General features: G+C 69.5%; 14 protein-coding genes and 1 other RNA gene. 8 read left to right on the top strand and 7 right to left on the bottom strand.

Features of this window, described 5'->3' with window-relative positions:
* The first annotated feature begins 30 nt into the window (after positions 1 to 30).
* Positions 31 to 855 (top strand): LPXTG cell wall anchor domain-containing protein, encoded by an 825-nt coding sequence (locus ACGFYN_RS14905; RefSeq protein WP_393866213.1) that lies wholly within the window; start codon positions 31 to 33, stop codon positions 853 to 855.
* A 105-nt stretch (positions 856 to 960) separates the two neighbouring features.
* Here the strand turns inward: ACGFYN_RS14905 and ACGFYN_RS14900 are convergent, their stop codons facing one another.
* Positions 961 to 1152 (bottom strand): hypothetical protein, encoded by a 192-nt coding sequence (locus tag ACGFYN_RS14900; protein ID WP_393866212.1) that lies wholly within the window; start codon positions 1150 to 1152, stop codon positions 961 to 963.
* Positions 1153 to 1474: 322 nt separating this feature from the next.
* Between ACGFYN_RS14900 and ftsE the strand changes: the two genes are divergently transcribed.
* From ftsE to ACGFYN_RS14870, 6 genes are all read left to right on the top strand, one after another.
* Positions 1475 to 2164, top strand: coding sequence for a cell division ATP-binding protein FtsE (gene ftsE / locus ACGFYN_RS14895; protein ID WP_393866211.1), 690 nt, complete (start codon positions 1475 to 1477; stop codon positions 2162 to 2164).
* A gap of 36 nt (positions 2165 to 2200) precedes the next feature.
* On the top strand, positions 2201 to 3121 hold the full coding sequence (gene ftsX / locus ACGFYN_RS14890; protein ID WP_393866210.1) for a permease-like cell division protein FtsX: 921 nt from the start codon (positions 2201 to 2203) through the stop codon (positions 3119 to 3121).
* Between the two features lie 67 nt (positions 3122 to 3188).
* Entirely contained in the window at positions 3189 to 4367 is a 1179-nt protein-coding gene (locus ACGFYN_RS14885) for a S41 family peptidase (RefSeq protein WP_393866209.1), read from the top strand.
* 57 nt (positions 4368 to 4424) lie between these two features.
* Positions 4425 to 4967, top strand: a complete 543-nt coding sequence (gene smpB / locus ACGFYN_RS14880; RefSeq protein WP_393866270.1) for an SsrA-binding protein SmpB — start codon at positions 4425 to 4427, stop codon at positions 4965 to 4967.
* A gap of 117 nt (positions 4968 to 5084) precedes the next feature.
* Positions 5085 to 5471: a transfer-messenger RNA gene (ssrA, locus tag ACGFYN_RS14875) on the top strand.
* 103 nt (positions 5472 to 5574) lie between these two features.
* Positions 5575 to 6576 (top strand): alpha/beta hydrolase family esterase, encoded by a 1002-nt coding sequence (locus ACGFYN_RS14870; RefSeq protein ID WP_393866208.1) that lies wholly within the window; start codon positions 5575 to 5577, stop codon positions 6574 to 6576.
* Between the two features lie 9 nt (positions 6577 to 6585).
* Here ACGFYN_RS14870 and ACGFYN_RS14865 read toward each other — a convergent pair whose 3' ends face one another.
* The 6 genes from ACGFYN_RS14865 to ACGFYN_RS14840 form a co-directional block, all read right to left on the bottom strand.
* Entirely contained in the window at positions 6586 to 7596 is a 1011-nt protein-coding gene (locus tag ACGFYN_RS14865) for a LacI family DNA-binding transcriptional regulator (protein ID WP_393866207.1), read from the bottom strand.
* The gene (gene yicI, locus ACGFYN_RS14860) at positions 7590 to 9848 is read right to left on the bottom strand and encodes an alpha-xylosidase (RefSeq protein ID WP_393866206.1); all 2259 of its coding nucleotides are present in this window, start codon (positions 9846 to 9848) and stop codon (positions 7590 to 7592) included. Before yicI ends, ACGFYN_RS14865 begins: the two co-directional genes overlap by 7 nt.
* A gap of 11 nt (positions 9849 to 9859) precedes the next feature.
* A complete protein-coding gene (locus tag ACGFYN_RS14855) occupies positions 9860 to 10684 on the bottom strand; it encodes a carbohydrate ABC transporter permease (RefSeq protein WP_393866205.1) in 825 nt (274 codons plus the stop codon).
* Positions 10681 to 11640, bottom strand: coding sequence for a carbohydrate ABC transporter permease (locus ACGFYN_RS14850; protein ID WP_393866204.1), 960 nt, complete (start codon positions 11638 to 11640; stop codon positions 10681 to 10683). Before ACGFYN_RS14850 ends, ACGFYN_RS14855 begins: the two co-directional genes overlap by 4 nt.
* Positions 11637 to 12935 (bottom strand): ABC transporter substrate-binding protein, encoded by a 1299-nt coding sequence (locus ACGFYN_RS14845; RefSeq protein ID WP_393866203.1) that lies wholly within the window; start codon positions 12933 to 12935, stop codon positions 11637 to 11639. Before ACGFYN_RS14845 ends, ACGFYN_RS14850 begins: the two co-directional genes overlap by 4 nt.
* A 128-nt stretch (positions 12936 to 13063) precedes the next feature.
* Positions 13064 to 14365 (bottom strand): MFS transporter, encoded by a 1302-nt coding sequence (locus tag ACGFYN_RS14840; RefSeq protein WP_393866202.1) that lies wholly within the window; start codon positions 14363 to 14365, stop codon positions 13064 to 13066.
* Positions 14366 to 14449: 84 nt separating this feature from the next.
* On the opposite strand from ACGFYN_RS14840, the gene ACGFYN_RS14835 reads away from it, so the two are divergent.
* Positions 14450 to 15421, top strand: coding sequence for a LysR family transcriptional regulator (locus ACGFYN_RS14835; protein ID WP_393866201.1), 972 nt, complete (start codon positions 14450 to 14452; stop codon positions 15419 to 15421).
* Positions 15422 to 15767: the final 346 nt, after the last annotated feature.

The raw sequence follows: 15767 nt of genomic DNA, 5'->3' as shown, positions 1-15767 counted from the left end.
GACGATTCAGCTACTGGGGGTAGCAACCACATGACCAAAACGACGCGGATCCGTGTCGCACGGATCGCCGCGGGTGCCGTGATCGCTGCGGGCGCTTCGCTGACCGCCGCCGGTGCCGCTTCCGCCGCCGGTATCGACGTCGGCGTGGACGCGGGTCCCGTCAACGTCGGCGTGAGCCTCGGCACCGACGGCGGCGACACCGGTGGCGACACGGGTGGGGACACCGGCGGTTGCCCCGTCAGCGTCTGCACCGACGGTGGCACCACGACCGGTGGCGACACCACGGGCGGTGACACGACGGGCGGTGACACCACCGGCGGTGACACCACCATCGGTGGCACCGTGACCGGCGGTGACACGACCGGTGGCGACACCACGGGCGGCGACACGACCGGCGGTGGCAGCACGACCGGCGGTGACACGACCGGCGGTGGCAGCACGACCGGCGGTGACACGACCGGCGGTGGCAGCACGACCGGTGGCGACACCACCGGCGGCGGCAGCACGACGGGCGGTGACACGACCGGTGGTGGCAGCACGACCGGTGGCGACACCACCGGCGGCAGCACCACCGGCGGCGGCCACGGCAACTCGGGCGGCTCCAGCACCGGCGGGACCAGCCCCGAGGGCGGCAGCAACGACAACTCCGCCCAGGACGAGGGCTCCTCGGCCCTCACCGACACCGGCTCGGACACCTCGGCCCAGGGCCAGAACAACAACGGCGCCCAGCTCGCCGAGACCGGTGCTGGTCAGACCACGTTCCTGCTGGTCGGTGCCGCGACGATGATCGCCGGCGGCGTCGGCTTCCGTGTGCTGCCGCGCCTCATGGGCGGCCGCGGCGGTGCGGCTGCCTGACGGTAGCCGTCCGCGCACGGAATGTGTGCGCAGACGTACGACGAGGGGCCCGGAGCATGCATCGCTCCGGGCCCCTCGGGCGTCTGTATGTGTCTGTGCCGCGCTCTAAGCGGTCTGGTGCGCCAGCAGCGCCACCGCCGCGATCAGCACCGCCAGCAGTGCGATCAGCGCCATGGGGTTGAGCCCCGCGAAGAAGTTCTGCTGCTGCAGCCGCTCGCGGTTCGCACGGCACACGGGGCACCGGCCCTCGCTCACGGGCGCCGCGCAGTTAGCGCACACCAGCCGGTCGTACGTCATGCGCTCGCCCTCCTTGACATCGCTTCCACGAGAAGAACGCCCGGGGGTCGCCGAACGTTCCCCTCTCTACTGTGCCAGGTTCCTCCGGAGGGTGCGCGGGGGTCGCCTCAAGGGGTGCGTGGGGGTTGTCACGCGGCTGCGGGTGGGAGGGGCTGTTCGCGCAGTTCCCCGCGCCGCTGGGCGGGCTGCCATGAGGTCGTCTGTGCAGACATCGGCGGTACAAAAGGCGCAAGCCCCACGCAACCCTCACCGGCGCCTGCGGCCGTGCACCTGACTCGCGTATGGTCACGCTCACCTACCCCCGGCGACCCGTGGTGCATCCGTGATCCGATTCGACAACGTCTCCAAGGTCTACCCCAAGCAGACCCGTCCCGCACTCAGGGATGTCTCCCTGGAAGTGGAGAAGGGCGAGTTCGTGTTCCTCGTGGGGTCCTCGGGCTCCGGAAAGTCCACCTTCCTGCGGCTGATCCTCCGCGAGGAGCGGGCCAGTCACGGGCAGGTGCACGTGCTGGGCAAGGACCTCGCGCGCCTCTCCAACTGGAAGGTGCCGCACATGCGGCGCCAGTTGGGGACGGTGTTCCAGGACTTCCGGCTCCTGCCGAACAAGACGGTGGCGGAGAACGTCGCCTTCGCGCAGGAGGTGATCGGCAAGTCGCGCGGCGAGATCCGCAAGTCCGTGCCCCAGGTGCTCGACCTCGTCGGACTCGGCGGGAAGGAGGACCGGATGCCCGGTGAGTTGTCCGGTGGTGAGCAGCAGCGCGTGGCCATCGCGCGTGCCTTCGTGAACCGCCCCAAACTGCTCATCGCGGACGAACCCACCGGAAACCTCGACCCGCAGACCTCTGTCGGCATCATGAAGCTGCTCGACCGGATCAACAGGACCGGCACGACCGTGCTGATGGCGACGCACGACCAGAACATCGTGGACCAGATGCGCAAGCGCGTCATCGAGCTGGAGAAGGGCCGCCTCGTCCGCGACCAGGCACGCGGCGTCTACGGCTACCAGCACTGACCGCGACCGTCCACGGAAAGGCCTGAAGAAGACGCCATGCGCGCCCAGTTCGTACTCTCCGAGATCGGTGTCGGTCTCCGCCGCAACCTGACGATGACCTTCGCGGTGATCGTCTCCGTCGCCCTGTCGCTCGCCCTGTTCGGCGGGTCGCTCCTGATGAGCGACCAGGTCAGCACCATGAAGGGCTACTGGTACGACAAGGTCAACGTCTCGATCTTCCTCTGCAACAAGAGCGACGCCGAGTCCGACCCCAACTGCGCCAAGGGCGCGGTCACCGAGGACCAGAAGAAGGACATCATGTCCGACCTGGGCAAGATGTCCTCGGTCGTACAGAAGGTGACCTACGAGTCGCAGGACGAGGCCTACAAGCACTACAAGCAGCAGTTCGGCGACTCACCGCTGGCCAGCTCCCTCACGCCGGACCAGATGCAGGAGTCGTACCGGATCAAGCTGAAGGACCCGCAGAAGTACCAGGTCATCGCGACCGCCTTCGACGGGCGCGACGGTGTGCAGTCCGTGCAGGACCAGAAGGGCATCCTCGACAACCTCTTCGGGCTGCTGAACGGCATGAACTGGGCCGCGCGCGCGGTGATGGCGCTGATGCTCGTCGTCGCGCTGATGCTGATCGTCAACACGGTGCGCGTCTCGGCGTTCAGCCGGCGGCGCGAGACCGGGATCATGCGCCTGGTCGGTGCCTCGGGCTTCTACATCCAGGCGCCGTTCATCATGGAGGCGGCGGTCGCCGGGCTCATCGGAGGAGGCGTCGCCTGTGGATTCCTGGTGGTCGCGCGGTACTTCATCATCGATCACGGCCTGGATCTGTCCCACAAGCTGAATCTGATCAACTTCATCGGCTGGGACGCCGTGTTGACCAAGCTGCCGCTCATCCTCGCCACCAGTCTGCTGATGCCGGCAATGGCCGCGTTCTTCGCGTTGCGCAAGTACCTGAAGGTGTGACACATGCCAAGAGGGCCGTACGGTCAACCGGCCGTGCGGCCCTTCGTGTTGTCCTAGACTCACCGGCATGTCAGGTCGTGACCTGTTGGCCCAGCCCCGCCGTTTCCGCCGCGGGGCCGCCCTGACATTGGTCTTCGCGAGCGTGCTGGTGGCCGGCGCCGCGACCGGCTCCTTTCCCGAGAGCGACCGGAAATCCGCGGCGGGCGAGGCCCGTTCGGCCGTCCCCGCCGGTCATCACGAGGACGTGGCCAAGGCGGCCCAGGACGCCATGGCCGACGGCAAGTCCCCGATGGAGGCCGCCGAGCGCGCGGTCAGCCGCAGCGGCGACCGCTGGGGAGCCGTCTACTCCCAAGGGGACTACGAGGAGTTCGAAGAGGCCCTGGACGGCCAGTACACCGGCGTGGGCCTGTGGGCGCGACGCGAGCGGAACGGCCTGATCGAGGTGACCAGGGTGGCCTCCGGCTCGCCCGCGGCGACCGCCGGGATCCGCGCGGGAGACCGGCTGCGCAGCATCGACGGCGAGAAGGCCGACGGGCGGCCCGTCACCGAGGTCGTCTCCCTGCTGCGCGGCGACGCCCAGGACGCGCCCGCCGGCACGGCGGTCCGGCTCGGCCTCCAGCGCGGCACGCACGCGTGGACCGAGACGGTGCGCCGGGCCCTGCTGTCCACGGACTCCGTCAGCGTCCGCAAGCTGGCCGGCGGGGTCACCGTCATCAAGATCGCCGCGTTCACCAAGGGCTCCGGCGACGTCGTGCGCGCCGCCGTACGGCAGGTACCGGTCGGCGCCGGGATCATCCTCGACCTGCGCGGCAACTCCGGCGGCCTGGTCACCGAGGCCGTGACCACCGCGTCCGCCTTCCTGGACGGCGGCCTCGTCGCCACCTACGACGTCAACGGCGAGCAGCAGGCGCTGCACGCCGATCCCGGCGGCGACACCGCCAGACCCCTGGTCGCGCTCGTCGACGGCGGGACGATGAGCGCGGCCGAGCTGCTCACCGGCGCCCTCCAGGACCGCGGTCGCGCGGTCGTCGTGGGCTCCCGCACCTTCGGCAAGGGCTCGGTGCAGATGCCGAGCAAGCTCCCCGGCGGCTCGGTCGCCGAGCTGACCGTCGGGCACTACCGCACCCCCTCGGGCCGCAGCGTCGACGGTCACGGCATCACGCCCGACCTGGATGTCACCGCGCAGGGCCAGAAGGCCGTCGACCGGGCCGAGACCGTACTCGCCGGTGTGGGCGACTCCGATTAACGGCTGGCCCGCACCCCCCTTCGTAGTGCGAAAATGGACGGCACTATGAGTAAGGGAATGTACGTACCGAAGGAGTCCCAGCCCAAGCAGGGTGGGGCGGCCGCCAAGGCCAGGGACGGCGAGAAGGGCGGCAAGCGCAAGATCGTCGCCCAGAACAAGAAGGCCCGGCACGACTACGCGATCGTCGACACCTACGAGGCCGGCCTCGTGCTGACGGGCACGGAGGTCAAGTCGCTGCGTGAGGGACGGACCTCGCTGACCGACGGCTTCGTCCAGATCGACCGGGGTGAGGCGTGGCTGCACAACGCCCACATCCCCGAGTACCACCAGGGCAGCTGGACCAACCACTCCGCGCGCCGCAAGCGCAAGCTGCTGCTGCACCGCGAGGAGATCGACAAGCTGGCGGCCAAGACCCAGGAGACGGGTCACACGATCGTGCCCCTCGCCCTGTACTTCAAGGACGGCCGGGCGAAGGCCGAGATCGCGCTGGCCCGAGGCAAGAAGGAGTACGACAAGCGCCAGACCCTGCGGGAGCAGCAGGACCGGCGGGAGTCGGACCGCGCGATCGCCGCGGCCAAGCGCAAGCAGCGGGGCGCGTAGCCCGCAGGAATACGGTGGCATCGTCGCTCGTTGTTCACGTACGATGGCATCGCACCTCACAGCGGGTGCGTGCCCTCCTCGGAGGGACCCTCTCCGGAGGGATTGAAAACACAACATGGGGATGATCGGTTTCGACAGCGGCTGTCGAAGCAGGGGAAGCGTGTCGAGGAAGCGGCAATGATCTCGTTAACCATATGTCGCAACCAATAATCGCCAATTCCAAGAGCGATTCCCGCGCCTTCGCCCTCGCTGCCTAATAAGCAGTGAGTGAAGGCCCTAACGGGTGTCAGACCGGGGATGTTCCCGACCCGGACCCTGGCATAATCTAGGGGACTAAACCATCGAGCCCGGTCACGGGGTTCGATGGGAAATCAAACAGTGGCTGGGCCCGTCGGCGACTTGTTCGCGTGATCGCCGGGGCCGAGAAAATCACAGCGAACTGCACACGGAGAAGCCCTGATTCAGCACCGTTGGACGCGGGTTCGATTCCCGCCATCTCCACTCCTCATGTTGAAGGCCCGGTGGTCCCAGACCACCGGGCCTTCGTTGTGTTTATGGGCTCCAGCTCCATATCGGCGACTGGTTCACGCTTCTACGGTCCCTCACCATGACCGTGACACGCACCGCCACACACACCAGAGCCGCAAGCCGTCGTATCGCCCTCGTGGTGACGTTCCTGCTCGCCCTCCTCTCCTTCGTCGCACCGGGCCGGGCGCACGCCGCGTCCCTCCAGGAAGTCACCGGGTTCGGGTCCAACCCGGGTGCGCTGCGGATGTTCCGCTACGTGCCCGACGGGCTGCCGGCCGGACGGCCCGTCGTCGTCGCGCTGCACGGATGCACGCAGGACGCCTCCGGGTACGGCGCCGGAAGCGGGTGGATCCAGCTCGCCGACCGGTGGAAGTTCTCCGTGGTATTGCCGCAGCAGCAGAGCGCCAACAACGCGTCGAACTGCTTCGACTGGTTCCAGACCGGGGACATCGCCCGGGGACAGGGCGAGGCCGCGAGCATCGCGCAGATGCTGGACCGGCAGCTCGCCGACTCCGGCGGCGACGCCTCGCGCGCCTACGTCACCGGGCTGTCCGCGGGCGGTGCGATGACCTCGGTGATGATGGCCGCCTACCCCGAGAAGTTCGCGGCCGGAGGGGTCGTCGCCGGGCTGCCCTACGGCTGTGCGCAGGCCGCCGGGTCACCGTACGTGTGCATGTACGTCGGTGCCACGCAGACGGCGAAGCAGTGGGGCGACCGGGTGCGCGCCGCGAGGGCCGGCTACACCGGGCCCTGGCCCACGCTCACCGTCTTCCAGGGCAGCGCCGACTACACCGTCAAGCCCGTCAACATGACCGACCTGATGAAGCAGTGGACCGATGTGCAGGGGGCCGACCAGAACGCCGACGTCAGCGACACCGTCGCCGGCTACCCGCACCAGGTCTTCCGCGACTCCGCCGGCCGGGCCGTGGTGGAGACGTACAGCATCACGGGGATGGGGCACGGGCAGCCCGTCGACCCCGGCAGCGGCAGTGAGCAGTGCGGGAGTGCCGGGGCCTACATCCTCGACGTGAACCTGTGCGCCGCCTACCGCCTCGGGCTCACCTGGGGGCTCGCGGGCTGAACTCCCGTCTCACGCAAGGGTCCGCGGCGCCGTGCTCGCCCGCTCCGTCAGTCTCGGCGGCAGCAGCGTGGCCTCGGGTACGGTGCCGCCGCCCAGCTTCTTCATCAGCAGCTGCACGGCCCGCTCGCCCACTTCGGCCGAGGGCAGGGCGACGGAGGTGACGGGGACCCGGACGGACTCGGCCAGCTCGTCCGGGCAGATCGCGGTGACGGAGAGATCGCCGGGCACGCGCAGGCCGAGCTGCTCGAAGGCGTCGATCAGCGGTTCCACGACCGGCTCGTTGTGGACGACCACCCCGGTCAACGCGGGCTGCTCGCGCAGCAGTTGCTCGGCGACCAGCCGGGCGGCCGCGGGCGAGGCCTCGCACGGGTGCACCGAGGAGGCCAGCCCGCTGCGGTCCGCGGCGGTCGTGAAGCCCCGCACCACCCGCTGGGCGAACGCGGTCTGCCGCAGATACACCTCCGGCGGCGAGCCGACCAGCGCCACCGTCCGGTGCCCGAGCCGCGCCAGATGCTCGACGCACGCCTCGCCGGCCGCCATGAAGTCGAGGTCGATGCAGGTCAGGCCGGTGGCGTCGGCCGGGAAGCCGATCATCACCGACGGCCGCTCCAGCGAGCGCAGCAACCCCAGCCGGGCGTCGCGCAGTTGGACGTCCATCACGATCAGCGCGTCCACCAGCGCCGTGTCGGCGACCCGGCGCAGACCGTCGTCGCCCTCCTCCTGGGTGAGGAGGAGGACGTCGTGGTCGTAGCGGCGCGCCGTCGTCACCACCGACACCGCGAACTGCATCACCACCGGGACATGGATGCCGGCCCGCAAGGGGACGACGAGTGCCAGGACGTTCGAGCGGCTGCTGGCCAGCGCCCGGGCGCCCGCGTGCGGCCGGTAGCCCAGCTCGCTGATGGCCTCGGCCACGCGCCGCCGGGTCTCCTCGGAGATCGGGCGCTTGCCGCTGAGCGCGTAGGAGACGGTGCTGGGGGAGACCCCGGCGTGCCGCGCCACATCGGTGATCTTCACCATCGGTCCAGCTCCAGGGAGAGGAACCCGGTGCCCGCCTGCGCCCGCGCCGTGTGCTCCCCGGCCGCCAGCGCCCAGGGTGCCGACGGATCACTGCACGAGGCCCGCAGCGTGTCCCCTTCGCGTACGACGGTGAAGGCCACCTCGCCCACCTGCACCGTCACCTGCGCGCCCCGCTCCAGGCCGTAGGCCCGCAGCGTCACGCCGTCCGCGAAGTCGTAGTCGGGCCGGTCCTCCACCGCGCCCACCGGGATCACCGCACCCGGCCTGACCAGCAGCGGCACGCTCAGGAACCCGTGCCGCTCGCGCACCCAGCGCGGTCCGGTCACCGTCCGCCCGCCGAGGTAGTGGGTCCAGGTGCCCTCGGGCACGTAGTAGGAGACGTCCCCCTCGTCGTCGAAGACCGGCGCGACCAGCAGGTCCGGGCCCAGCATGTACTGCCGTTCCAGATGCGCGCACGCCGGGTCGTCCGGGAACTCCAGCACCATGGCCCGCATCATCGGCAGGCCCTCGGCGTGGGCGGTGCGGGCGGCCTCGTAGAGATACGGCATGAGCCGCAGCTTGAGCCGGGTGAACAGCCGCAGCACGTCCACCGACTCCTCGTCGAAGAGCCACGGCACCCGGTAGGAGGAGCTGCCGTGCAGCCGGCTGTGCGAGGACAGCAGGCCGAAGGCGATCCAGCGCTTGAACAGCTCCGGCGTCGGGGTGCCCTCGAAGCCGCCGATGTCGTGGCTCCAGTAGCCGAAGCCCGACAGGCCGAGCGAGAGGCCGCCGCGCAGCGACTCGGCCATCGACTCGTACGTCGCCTCGCAGTCGCCGCCCCAGTGCACGGGGAACCGCTGGCTGCCGGTCGTCGCCGACCGGGCGAAGAGCACGGCCTCGCTCTCGCCGCGGTGCTTGCGCAGCACGTCGAAGACGGTGCGGTTGTAGAGGTAGGTGTAGTAGTTGTGCATCCGCTCCGGGTCCGAGCCGTCGGACCACGCCACGTCGACCGGCACCCGCTCGCCGAAGTCGGTCTTGAAGCAGTCGACGCCCTGCGCGAGCAGCGCCTCCAGCTTGGCCGCGTACCAGTCGCGGGCGGCCGGGCTGGTGAAGTCGACCAGCGCCATGCCCGGTTGCCACATGTCCCACTGCCAGACGCTGCCGTCCGGCCGCCTCAGCAGATGCCCGAGCGCCTTGCCCTCCGCGAACAGCGGTGAGCGCTGGGCGATGTAGGGGTTGATCCACACGCAGATGTGCAGGCCGCGCTCCTTCAGCCGGGCCAGCATGCCCTCCGGGTCGGGGAACACCCGCGGGTCCCACTGGAAGTCGCACCAGTTGAACTCGCGCATCCAGAAGCAGTCGAAGTGGAAGACGGAGAGCGGCAGTTCACGCTCGCGCATGCCCTCGATGAACGACGTCACCGTCTCCTCGTCGTACGAGGTGGTGAAGGACGTCGACAACCACAGGCCGAAGGACCAGGCGGGCGGCAGGGCCGGGCGGCCGGTGAGGGCCGTGTACTTGCGCAGGATCTCCTTCGGGCTCGGCCCGTAGATGACGTAGTACGTCAACTCCTGTGTCTCGGCGCTGAACTGCACCCTGGACACAGCCTCCGAGCCGACCTCGAAGGAGACCTTGCCGGGGTGGTCGACGAAGACGCCGTAGCCCGCGTCCGTCAGATAGAACGGGACGTTCTTGTAGGCCTGTTCGGTGGCCGTGCCGCCGTCGGCGTTCCAGATGTCCACGACCTGGCCGTTCTTGACCAGCGGGCCGAAGCGTTCGCCGAGGCCGTAGACCGAGGTGCCGACCGTCAGGCCGAGCTGCTCGCGCAGATAGTGGGCCCCGGTCGCGGAGTCCCGCATGATGCCCATGCCCTTGGGTCCGCTGGAGGTCAGGACGCGGCCGTGCGCGAGGAAGTCCAGGTGCCAGGTGCCGGCGCGGGCCAGCTTCAGCGACAGCGCGCCCGAGGTGAGGGTCGCGTGCTCCTCGTCGTAGGAGATGTGCGGCGAGAACTCCTCTCCGGTGAGCTCGAATTCGGGGACGCGCGGCTGCTCGCCCTCGAAGTGGGTGAAGGTGACCCCGATGACGTCGGGCATCGGGGCGCTCGCGCTGATCGTCACGACCGGTCCCTTCAGCAGGTCGCCGCGGTGCCGGATGGGCTGCGTCGGCGCATGGATCTCCAGCGAGCCTCCCGGCGCCTCGACGTCCAGGACCTCGACCGGGTGGGCCGCGGTGACGCCCTCGCGCAGCAGCCAGTAACCATCGGAGAACTTCACGTGGGGAGTCCTTACTTGACGGCACCCACGGCGATGCCGCGGGTGAGGGTCCGCTGGAAGACGAGGAAGAAGACGATCGCGGGGAGGACGCCGAGCAGGGCCGCCGCGTTGGTCATCGTCGCGTCCATCAGGCGCTGGCCCTGGAGGACGCCGAGGGCCACCGACACCGTCTGGTTGTCGTTGGAGATCAGCATGACCAGGGGGAGCAGGAACTCGTTCCAGGTCCAGATGAAGAAGAAGACCAGCAGCACGCCGATGGTGGGGCGGCTGACCGGGACGACGATCCGCCAGAGCACCTGCCACTTGTTGGCGCCGTCGATCTTCGCCGCCTCGATGATCTCGCGCGGGAACTGGCCGAGCACCGACGAGAGCAGATAGGTGCCGAAGGCCGCCTGGATCACCGTGAAGACGATGATCACGCTCAACCTCGTGTCGTACAGGCCGAATTGCTTGCTCAGGTAGTAGATCGGGTAGACCAGCGCCTCCTGCGGCAGCATGTTGGCGAGCACGAAGAAGGCCAGCACCCAGGTGCGGCCCCTGATCCGCCCGATGCCGATCGCGTACGCGTTGAGCACCGACAGGACGGCGGCCAGGACCGCCACCGAGCCGCTGATCAGAACCGAGTTGATGAGCTTCTGGCTGTAGTCGACCCGCTGCCAGAAGTCCTTGAGGCCGTCCAGGTAGAGGCCCTGGGGGAGGCTGAGCGGGCCGTGCTCGGAGTACTCCGTCGGCGACTTGACCGCGTTGACGGCGACGATCAGGAACGGAACGACCATGAAGAGGGCCGCGATGCACAGGGCGATCAGCACCGGGTAGCGGCGCAGGGCGGTGGTCATGAGCGGGCCCCTTCCTCGTCGCGCGTCTGGAGTTTCAGCAGGACGAGGGAGAGGGCCAGGATGATCAGGGTGAGGATCGTGGAGATCGCGGCGCCGTAACCGACCTGGGTCTTCTCGAAGAAGGTGGAGAAGGAGAAGTAGGAGGGCACGTCGGTGGCGCCGCCCGGGCCGCCCTTGGTCAGGACGTACACCGCGCCGAACACCTTGAGCGCGGCGATGGTGCACCAGGTCAGGACGACGTAGATCTCCGGGCGGATCTGCGGCAGCGTGATGTGCCAGAAGCGGCGCCACCAACCGGCGCCGTCCAGCTCGGCCGCCTCGTACAACTGCGGGTCCACGCGCTGGAGTCCGGCCATGAAGACGACCAGCGGGAAGCCGATCTGCACCCAGACCATCACGCCCATCACGCTGTAGAGCGCGATGTCCGGGTCGCCGAGCCAGTCCTGCTGCCAGGACCCCAGACCCACCGCCTTCAGCAGCTCGTTGAGCGAGCCGTCGTCCGGCGCGAGGATCCAGCTCCAGACGATGCCGGCGACCGCGATCGGCAGCACCTGCGGGAGGTAGAAGCAGGCGCGCAGCACCGCGGCCCACCGCGCCCCGAAGTGCTTGCCGACGTAGTCGAACAGCGCGGCGGCGAGGACCAGGCCGATCACGGTCGGCAGGGCCGCCATGGCGACGACCATGAACAGGCTGTGCCGGAAGGACGCCCAGAACTCCGCGTCGTCCATCAGCTCGCGGTAGTTGGCGAGCCCGGTCCACTTCGGGCTGCCGATGCCCTGCCACTCGGTGAAGCTCACGCCCGTGTTCATCAGGAGCGGGACGATGACGATCGCCAGGAACGCGAGGATGCCGGGCAGCAGGAAGAGGGCGTACGAGTCGCGGGTACGGGGGCGGCGCGGGCCGGCGGCCGGCTGCCTGCCGACGGCCCGCGTACCCCGTTCGACGGTCACCGTCATTGCTTCGGCGCGCCCTTGTCGTACGCCTGCTGGAGGGCGTCGAGATAAGCGTCCGGCTTCTCGCTGCCCGTCATCAGCTTCTGCGTCTCGGAGACCAGGACGTCGTAGAAGCCGTTGACCGGCCAGTCCGGGTAGAAGGCGAGCCCGTCCCGCCCGCTGACGGTGTTGAAGTTGGAGATCAGCTCCTTGGACTTCGGGTCGGTGATGGCGCCGGTGTCGGCCGCGACCGGGATGCCGCCCTTGTTGCCGAGCAGGTTCTGGATCTTCTTCGACATGGTGATGTCGATGAAGTCGTAGGCGAGGTCCTTGTTCTTGGCGTTCTTGGGGACCACCCAGAGGTTGCCGCCGGACCCCGGGGTCAGGTTCGAGCCGGGCCACAGCGTGGAGTCCCAGTCGAACTTGGCCTCCGTCTGGAAGCGGCCGTACCACCAGCTGCCGGAGAACAGGATCGGCGCCTTGCCCTGGATGAAGGACACGCCCGCGTCCTCGGCCTTGGTGCTGGTGGACTTCTTGCTGATGTAGCCCTTCTTCACCCAGTCGGCGAAGGTGGTCGCGCCGTACGTCCAGGCCGCGTCGTGGAAGTCCGTCTTCCCCTTGTACAGCTCGTACTTGTCGACCCACGAGCGGTCGGCCTTGGAGAGGGCGAGCTGGTACAGGTACTGCTGCGCCATGTACTCGGCGCCGGCGTTGGCGAGCGGGGTGACGCCCTTCTTCACGAACGCGTCCATGGCGGCCGTGAGCTGGTCGAACGTCTTCGGCTCGGCGATCCCGTACTTCTTGAAGAGGTCCTTGTTGTAGTAGACCATCGTGTACTCGGCGTAGTTGGGCACGCCGTACCACTTGCCGGAGCCCATGACCCCGTTCGTGTCGTACCTGCTGGTCGTGGCGACGCCCGCGCTGAGCTTCTTGTCCCAGCCGCGCTTGGCCGCCTCCGCGCTCAGATCGGTCAGCAGGCCCTGCTTGGAGAGCTGGCCCGCGGTCGCGTTGCCCTTGTTGTACTCCATGATGTCGGGCGCGTCCGAGGAGTTGAGGATCATGGGCGCGGTCTTCTGGATCTGTTCGAAGCCCTTCTCCTCGATCTTCACCTTCACGCCCGGATGCTTCGCCTCGAACTCCTTGACCGCCTCCTTCCAGGCCACGCCCATCGCGCTGTCGGGGCCTTCGTAGTGCCAGAGCCTGAGCGTCTTTGCGTCGGAGGACGAGCCGCCGTCCGAGCCGCCGCAACCCGCCATGACCAGCGATCCGCCCAGGACCGCGGCCGTGATCGTCATCACACGCCTTCGTGCCGTCAACATCCCTGCCTCCAGGAGAGCCGGACAGGTATCAGTGCGCCACGCGGCGATCCTGCCCTCGTGTCGAATCGATTCGACGCGTGACGTCGAAGCGCTTCGACGGGCGAAGGTAGGTGGGGGCTGCGGGCCCGTCAATGCATCGGACGGGAAATCCTGTTCGGATCTGTGGGGATCCGGTGGGCGAGGGCGATCACCAGCGCCAAGGCCGCCGCCGTCGTGGGCACCCCGAACCCGGCCGCGGGCGAGAGGTGGTCGACCGTCCAGCCGCCGGTCGCGGAGCCGCAGGCGATGCCGCCGAGCAGGCCCGTCACGGCGAGCGTCATGCCCTCGTTCAGCCGGCCCTCGGGGGTGCGCCGCTGCACCAGCGTCATGGTCGTGACCATGGTCGGGGCGGTCGCCATGCCGGCGATCAGCAGGGCGCCCGCGAGCAGCGGGAGCGAGCCGGTGAGGGAGGCGGCGAGGAGGGGGAGGGTCAGCAGGGCCGTCATCGCCGCGACGCACCACGGCAGCCGCGCGGACGCGGAGCCGGTCAGCGGCAGCGCACCGAACTGCAGACCCGCCGCGCACGAGCCCGCCGCCTGCAGCGCGAGCACGACGCCCGCCGCCGAGCGGTGCCCCTGCGCGTCCGCGAAGGCGATGGTGACGACCTCCATGGAGCCGAACACCCCGCCCGTCGCGAGGCAGACGGCGAGCAGCGGGGGCATGCCGGGCGCACGGAACGGGGACCTGGCGCGGCCGTGCCGCCGCACCGGCGGCTCGGTCGAGCGCTGCGCGGCGAACAGCAGCATGCCGCTCAGCAGCAGCACCGCCCCGGCCAGGGTGCCCGCCTCCGGGAAGAACGTGCCGCACAGGAAGGCCGCGAGCACCGGGCCCAGCATGAAGCACAGCTCGTCGGCGGCCTGTTCGAAGGAGTTCGCGGTGTGCAGCGCGCGGTCGTCGCCCTTCAGCAGATGGGCCCAGCGGGCGCGGGACATGCCGCCGGTGTTCGGGGTCGTGGCGGTCGCGGCGTAGGAGGCGAACAGCGTCCAGGCCGGGGCGTGCAGGTGCACGCACAGGACGAGGGCGAGGGAACCGAGCGCGGCGAGAGCCGTCGCCGGTACGGCGATCCGCGCCTGCCCGTGCCGGTCGACGAGCCGCGCGGTCCACGGCGCCACCACCGCGGTCGCCGCGAGACCGGTCGCGGTGACGGCACCGGCGAGCGCGTACGAGCCGCGCGCCCCGGCGATCATCACGACCGCGCTGATGCTGAACATGCCCATGGGCAGGCGGGCCAGGAGGTTGCCGGCGGTGAAGGCGCGGGCGCCGGGGACGGTGAAGAGGCGGCGGTAGGGACCGGGCGGGCGGTTGCCGGTACGGGGGCTGAAGTCGACGGCGACGAGGGTGTCGGCGGTGACGGTGAACAGCGGGTCTTTCCGGGGTGTCGGCTGCGGCATGGCCACCACCGTCGCCCGTACCCGATCAAGGGGTCCAACACCTTCTGCGTGCCGATTGACGCACCCCTGTTGTAAGTTCGCCGGATGCCCGCGTCCGGTCACCTCGACCCCCGCCTCCTGCGCGCCTTCGTCACCGTCGCCGAGGAGCTGCACTTCACCCGCGCCGCCGCCCGGCTCTACGTCGCCCAGCAGGCGCTCAGCCGGGACGTGCGGCGGCTGGAGCGGGAGCTCGGCGCCGATCTGTTCGTGCGCTCCACCCGGCAGGTGGCGCTGACGGCAGACGGCGAGCGGCTGCTGCCGTACGCGCGACGGGTGCTGGAGGCGCAGGATGCGCTGCTCGCCGCCTTCGGGCAGGCCCGGCCCCTGCTGGTCGACCTCAACTACCGGGACCAGGTGACCGCGCGCCGCGTACTGCACCGGGCCCGTGAACTCGCCCCCGACCAGGAGCTGATGGCCCGCTACGAGAGCGGGCTGACGGGCGCCGCCGGTGAGCTGCTCGCGGGGCGCCTCGACGCGTCCTTCGGGCGGTTCGCGGGCCTTGACCCGGCGCTGCGGACCGGACTCGAGCACCAGCTCGTGCGGTACGAGCCGATGGCGGTCGTGCTGCCCGGGGACCACCGGCTGGCCGCGCTGGAGGCGGTGCCGCTCGCCGCACTCGCGGGGGAGACGGTGTACGCGGGGGCCGGGAATCCGCGGACGGCGGAGTGGACCGATCTGGCGCGGCGGCTGTTCGATGGCCATCGCATCGAAATCGCGCCATCCGTTCCGCTGGCCGTCGGGGACGAGGAGTTCCAGCGGATCATGGCCAAGTCGCGGATCCCGATTCTGGCCGTGGTGGATTTTCCGGCCATGCCCGGAACCGTCAGGCGGCCCCTGGTGAAGCCTGTTCCTTTGTCGCCCGTGTCGCTTGTGTGGCGGAAGGGCCTGGTGCACCCCGGATTCGACGCGCTTCGACGGGCGGCGCGCGAGTTGTCGGCGGCGCAAGGGTGGCTTCAGGTGCCCACTGATGGGTGGTTTCCGGCCATCGACGCTGCCATAACTCGTCCCAGTAATTGACACGTGGCCAACACAGAACCCGCGCGTGCGCTACATTCTTCGTCCGAGCACGTTGTGGTAAGGGGGGCGCTCGAACCCGGTGGGGGCTGGGTTCGGTCGACGGGTGCTCGGGTCGCATGCGCACCCGGAACAGCCCGTGGGGGGATGTGCGTGCACGTGAAAAAGTGGCGGAAAGACGCCCAACTGGAGTGGCCCGAGGCTGCATCAGGGACCCAGGTCATCCCGACATCGGGGGAAGTCAGAGGGCAGTCGACCACTCAGTCGTTTCCGGACACCGGGACAAGCGGAGTCTCTCGTGGGGACTTCACCGATCTCGGCCGCAACGACTTCTCCGATCTTGGCCGGA

Origin of the sequence: Streptomyces sp. NPDC048419 (assembly GCF_043200415.1) — a bacterium.
In the GTDB taxonomy this organism is placed as follows: Bacteria; Actinomycetota; Actinomycetes; order Streptomycetales; family Streptomycetaceae; genus Streptomyces.
The sequence above is the reverse complement of the archived record's forward strand: the minus strand, read 5'-3'. Positions and strand labels throughout refer to the sequence as shown.

Bases quoted from the DNA above. Each gene is read 5' to 3' on its own strand.
- ftsX (WP_393866210.1), top strand. From the start codon at position 2,201: ATGCGCGCCCAGTTCGTACTCTCCGAGATCGGTGTCGGTCTCCGCCGC.
- ACGFYN_RS14840 (WP_393866202.1), bottom strand. From the start codon at position 14,365: ATGCCGCAGCCGACACCCCGGAAAGACCCGCTGTTCACCGTCACCGCC.
- ACGFYN_RS14885 (WP_393866209.1), top strand. From the start codon at position 3,189: ATGTCAGGTCGTGACCTGTTGGCCCAGCCCCGCCGTTTCCGCCGCGGG.
- ACGFYN_RS14900 (WP_393866212.1), bottom strand. From the start codon at position 1,152: ATGACGTACGACCGGCTGGTGTGCGCTAACTGCGCGGCGCCCGTGAGC.
- ACGFYN_RS14865 (WP_393866207.1), bottom strand. From the start codon at position 7,596: ATGGTGAAGATCACCGATGTGGCGCGGCACGCCGGGGTCTCCCCCAGC.
- ACGFYN_RS14835 (WP_393866201.1), top strand. From the start codon at position 14,450: ATGCCCGCGTCCGGTCACCTCGACCCCCGCCTCCTGCGCGCCTTCGTC.
- smpB (WP_393866270.1), top strand. From the start codon at position 4,425: ATGTACGTACCGAAGGAGTCCCAGCCCAAGCAGGGTGGGGCGGCCGCC.
- ACGFYN_RS14905 (WP_393866213.1), top strand. From the start codon at position 31: ATGACCAAAACGACGCGGATCCGTGTCGCACGGATCGCCGCGGGTGCC.
- ACGFYN_RS14845 (WP_393866203.1), bottom strand. From the start codon at position 12,935: ATGTTGACGGCACGAAGGCGTGTGATGACGATCACGGCCGCGGTCCTG.
- ACGFYN_RS14855 (WP_393866205.1), bottom strand. From the start codon at position 10,684: ATGACCACCGCCCTGCGCCGCTACCCGGTGCTGATCGCCCTGTGCATC.
- ACGFYN_RS14870 (WP_393866208.1), top strand. From the start codon at position 5,575: ATGACCGTGACACGCACCGCCACACACACCAGAGCCGCAAGCCGTCGT.
- ACGFYN_RS14850 (WP_393866204.1), bottom strand. From the start codon at position 11,640: ATGACGGTGACCGTCGAACGGGGTACGCGGGCCGTCGGCAGGCAGCCG.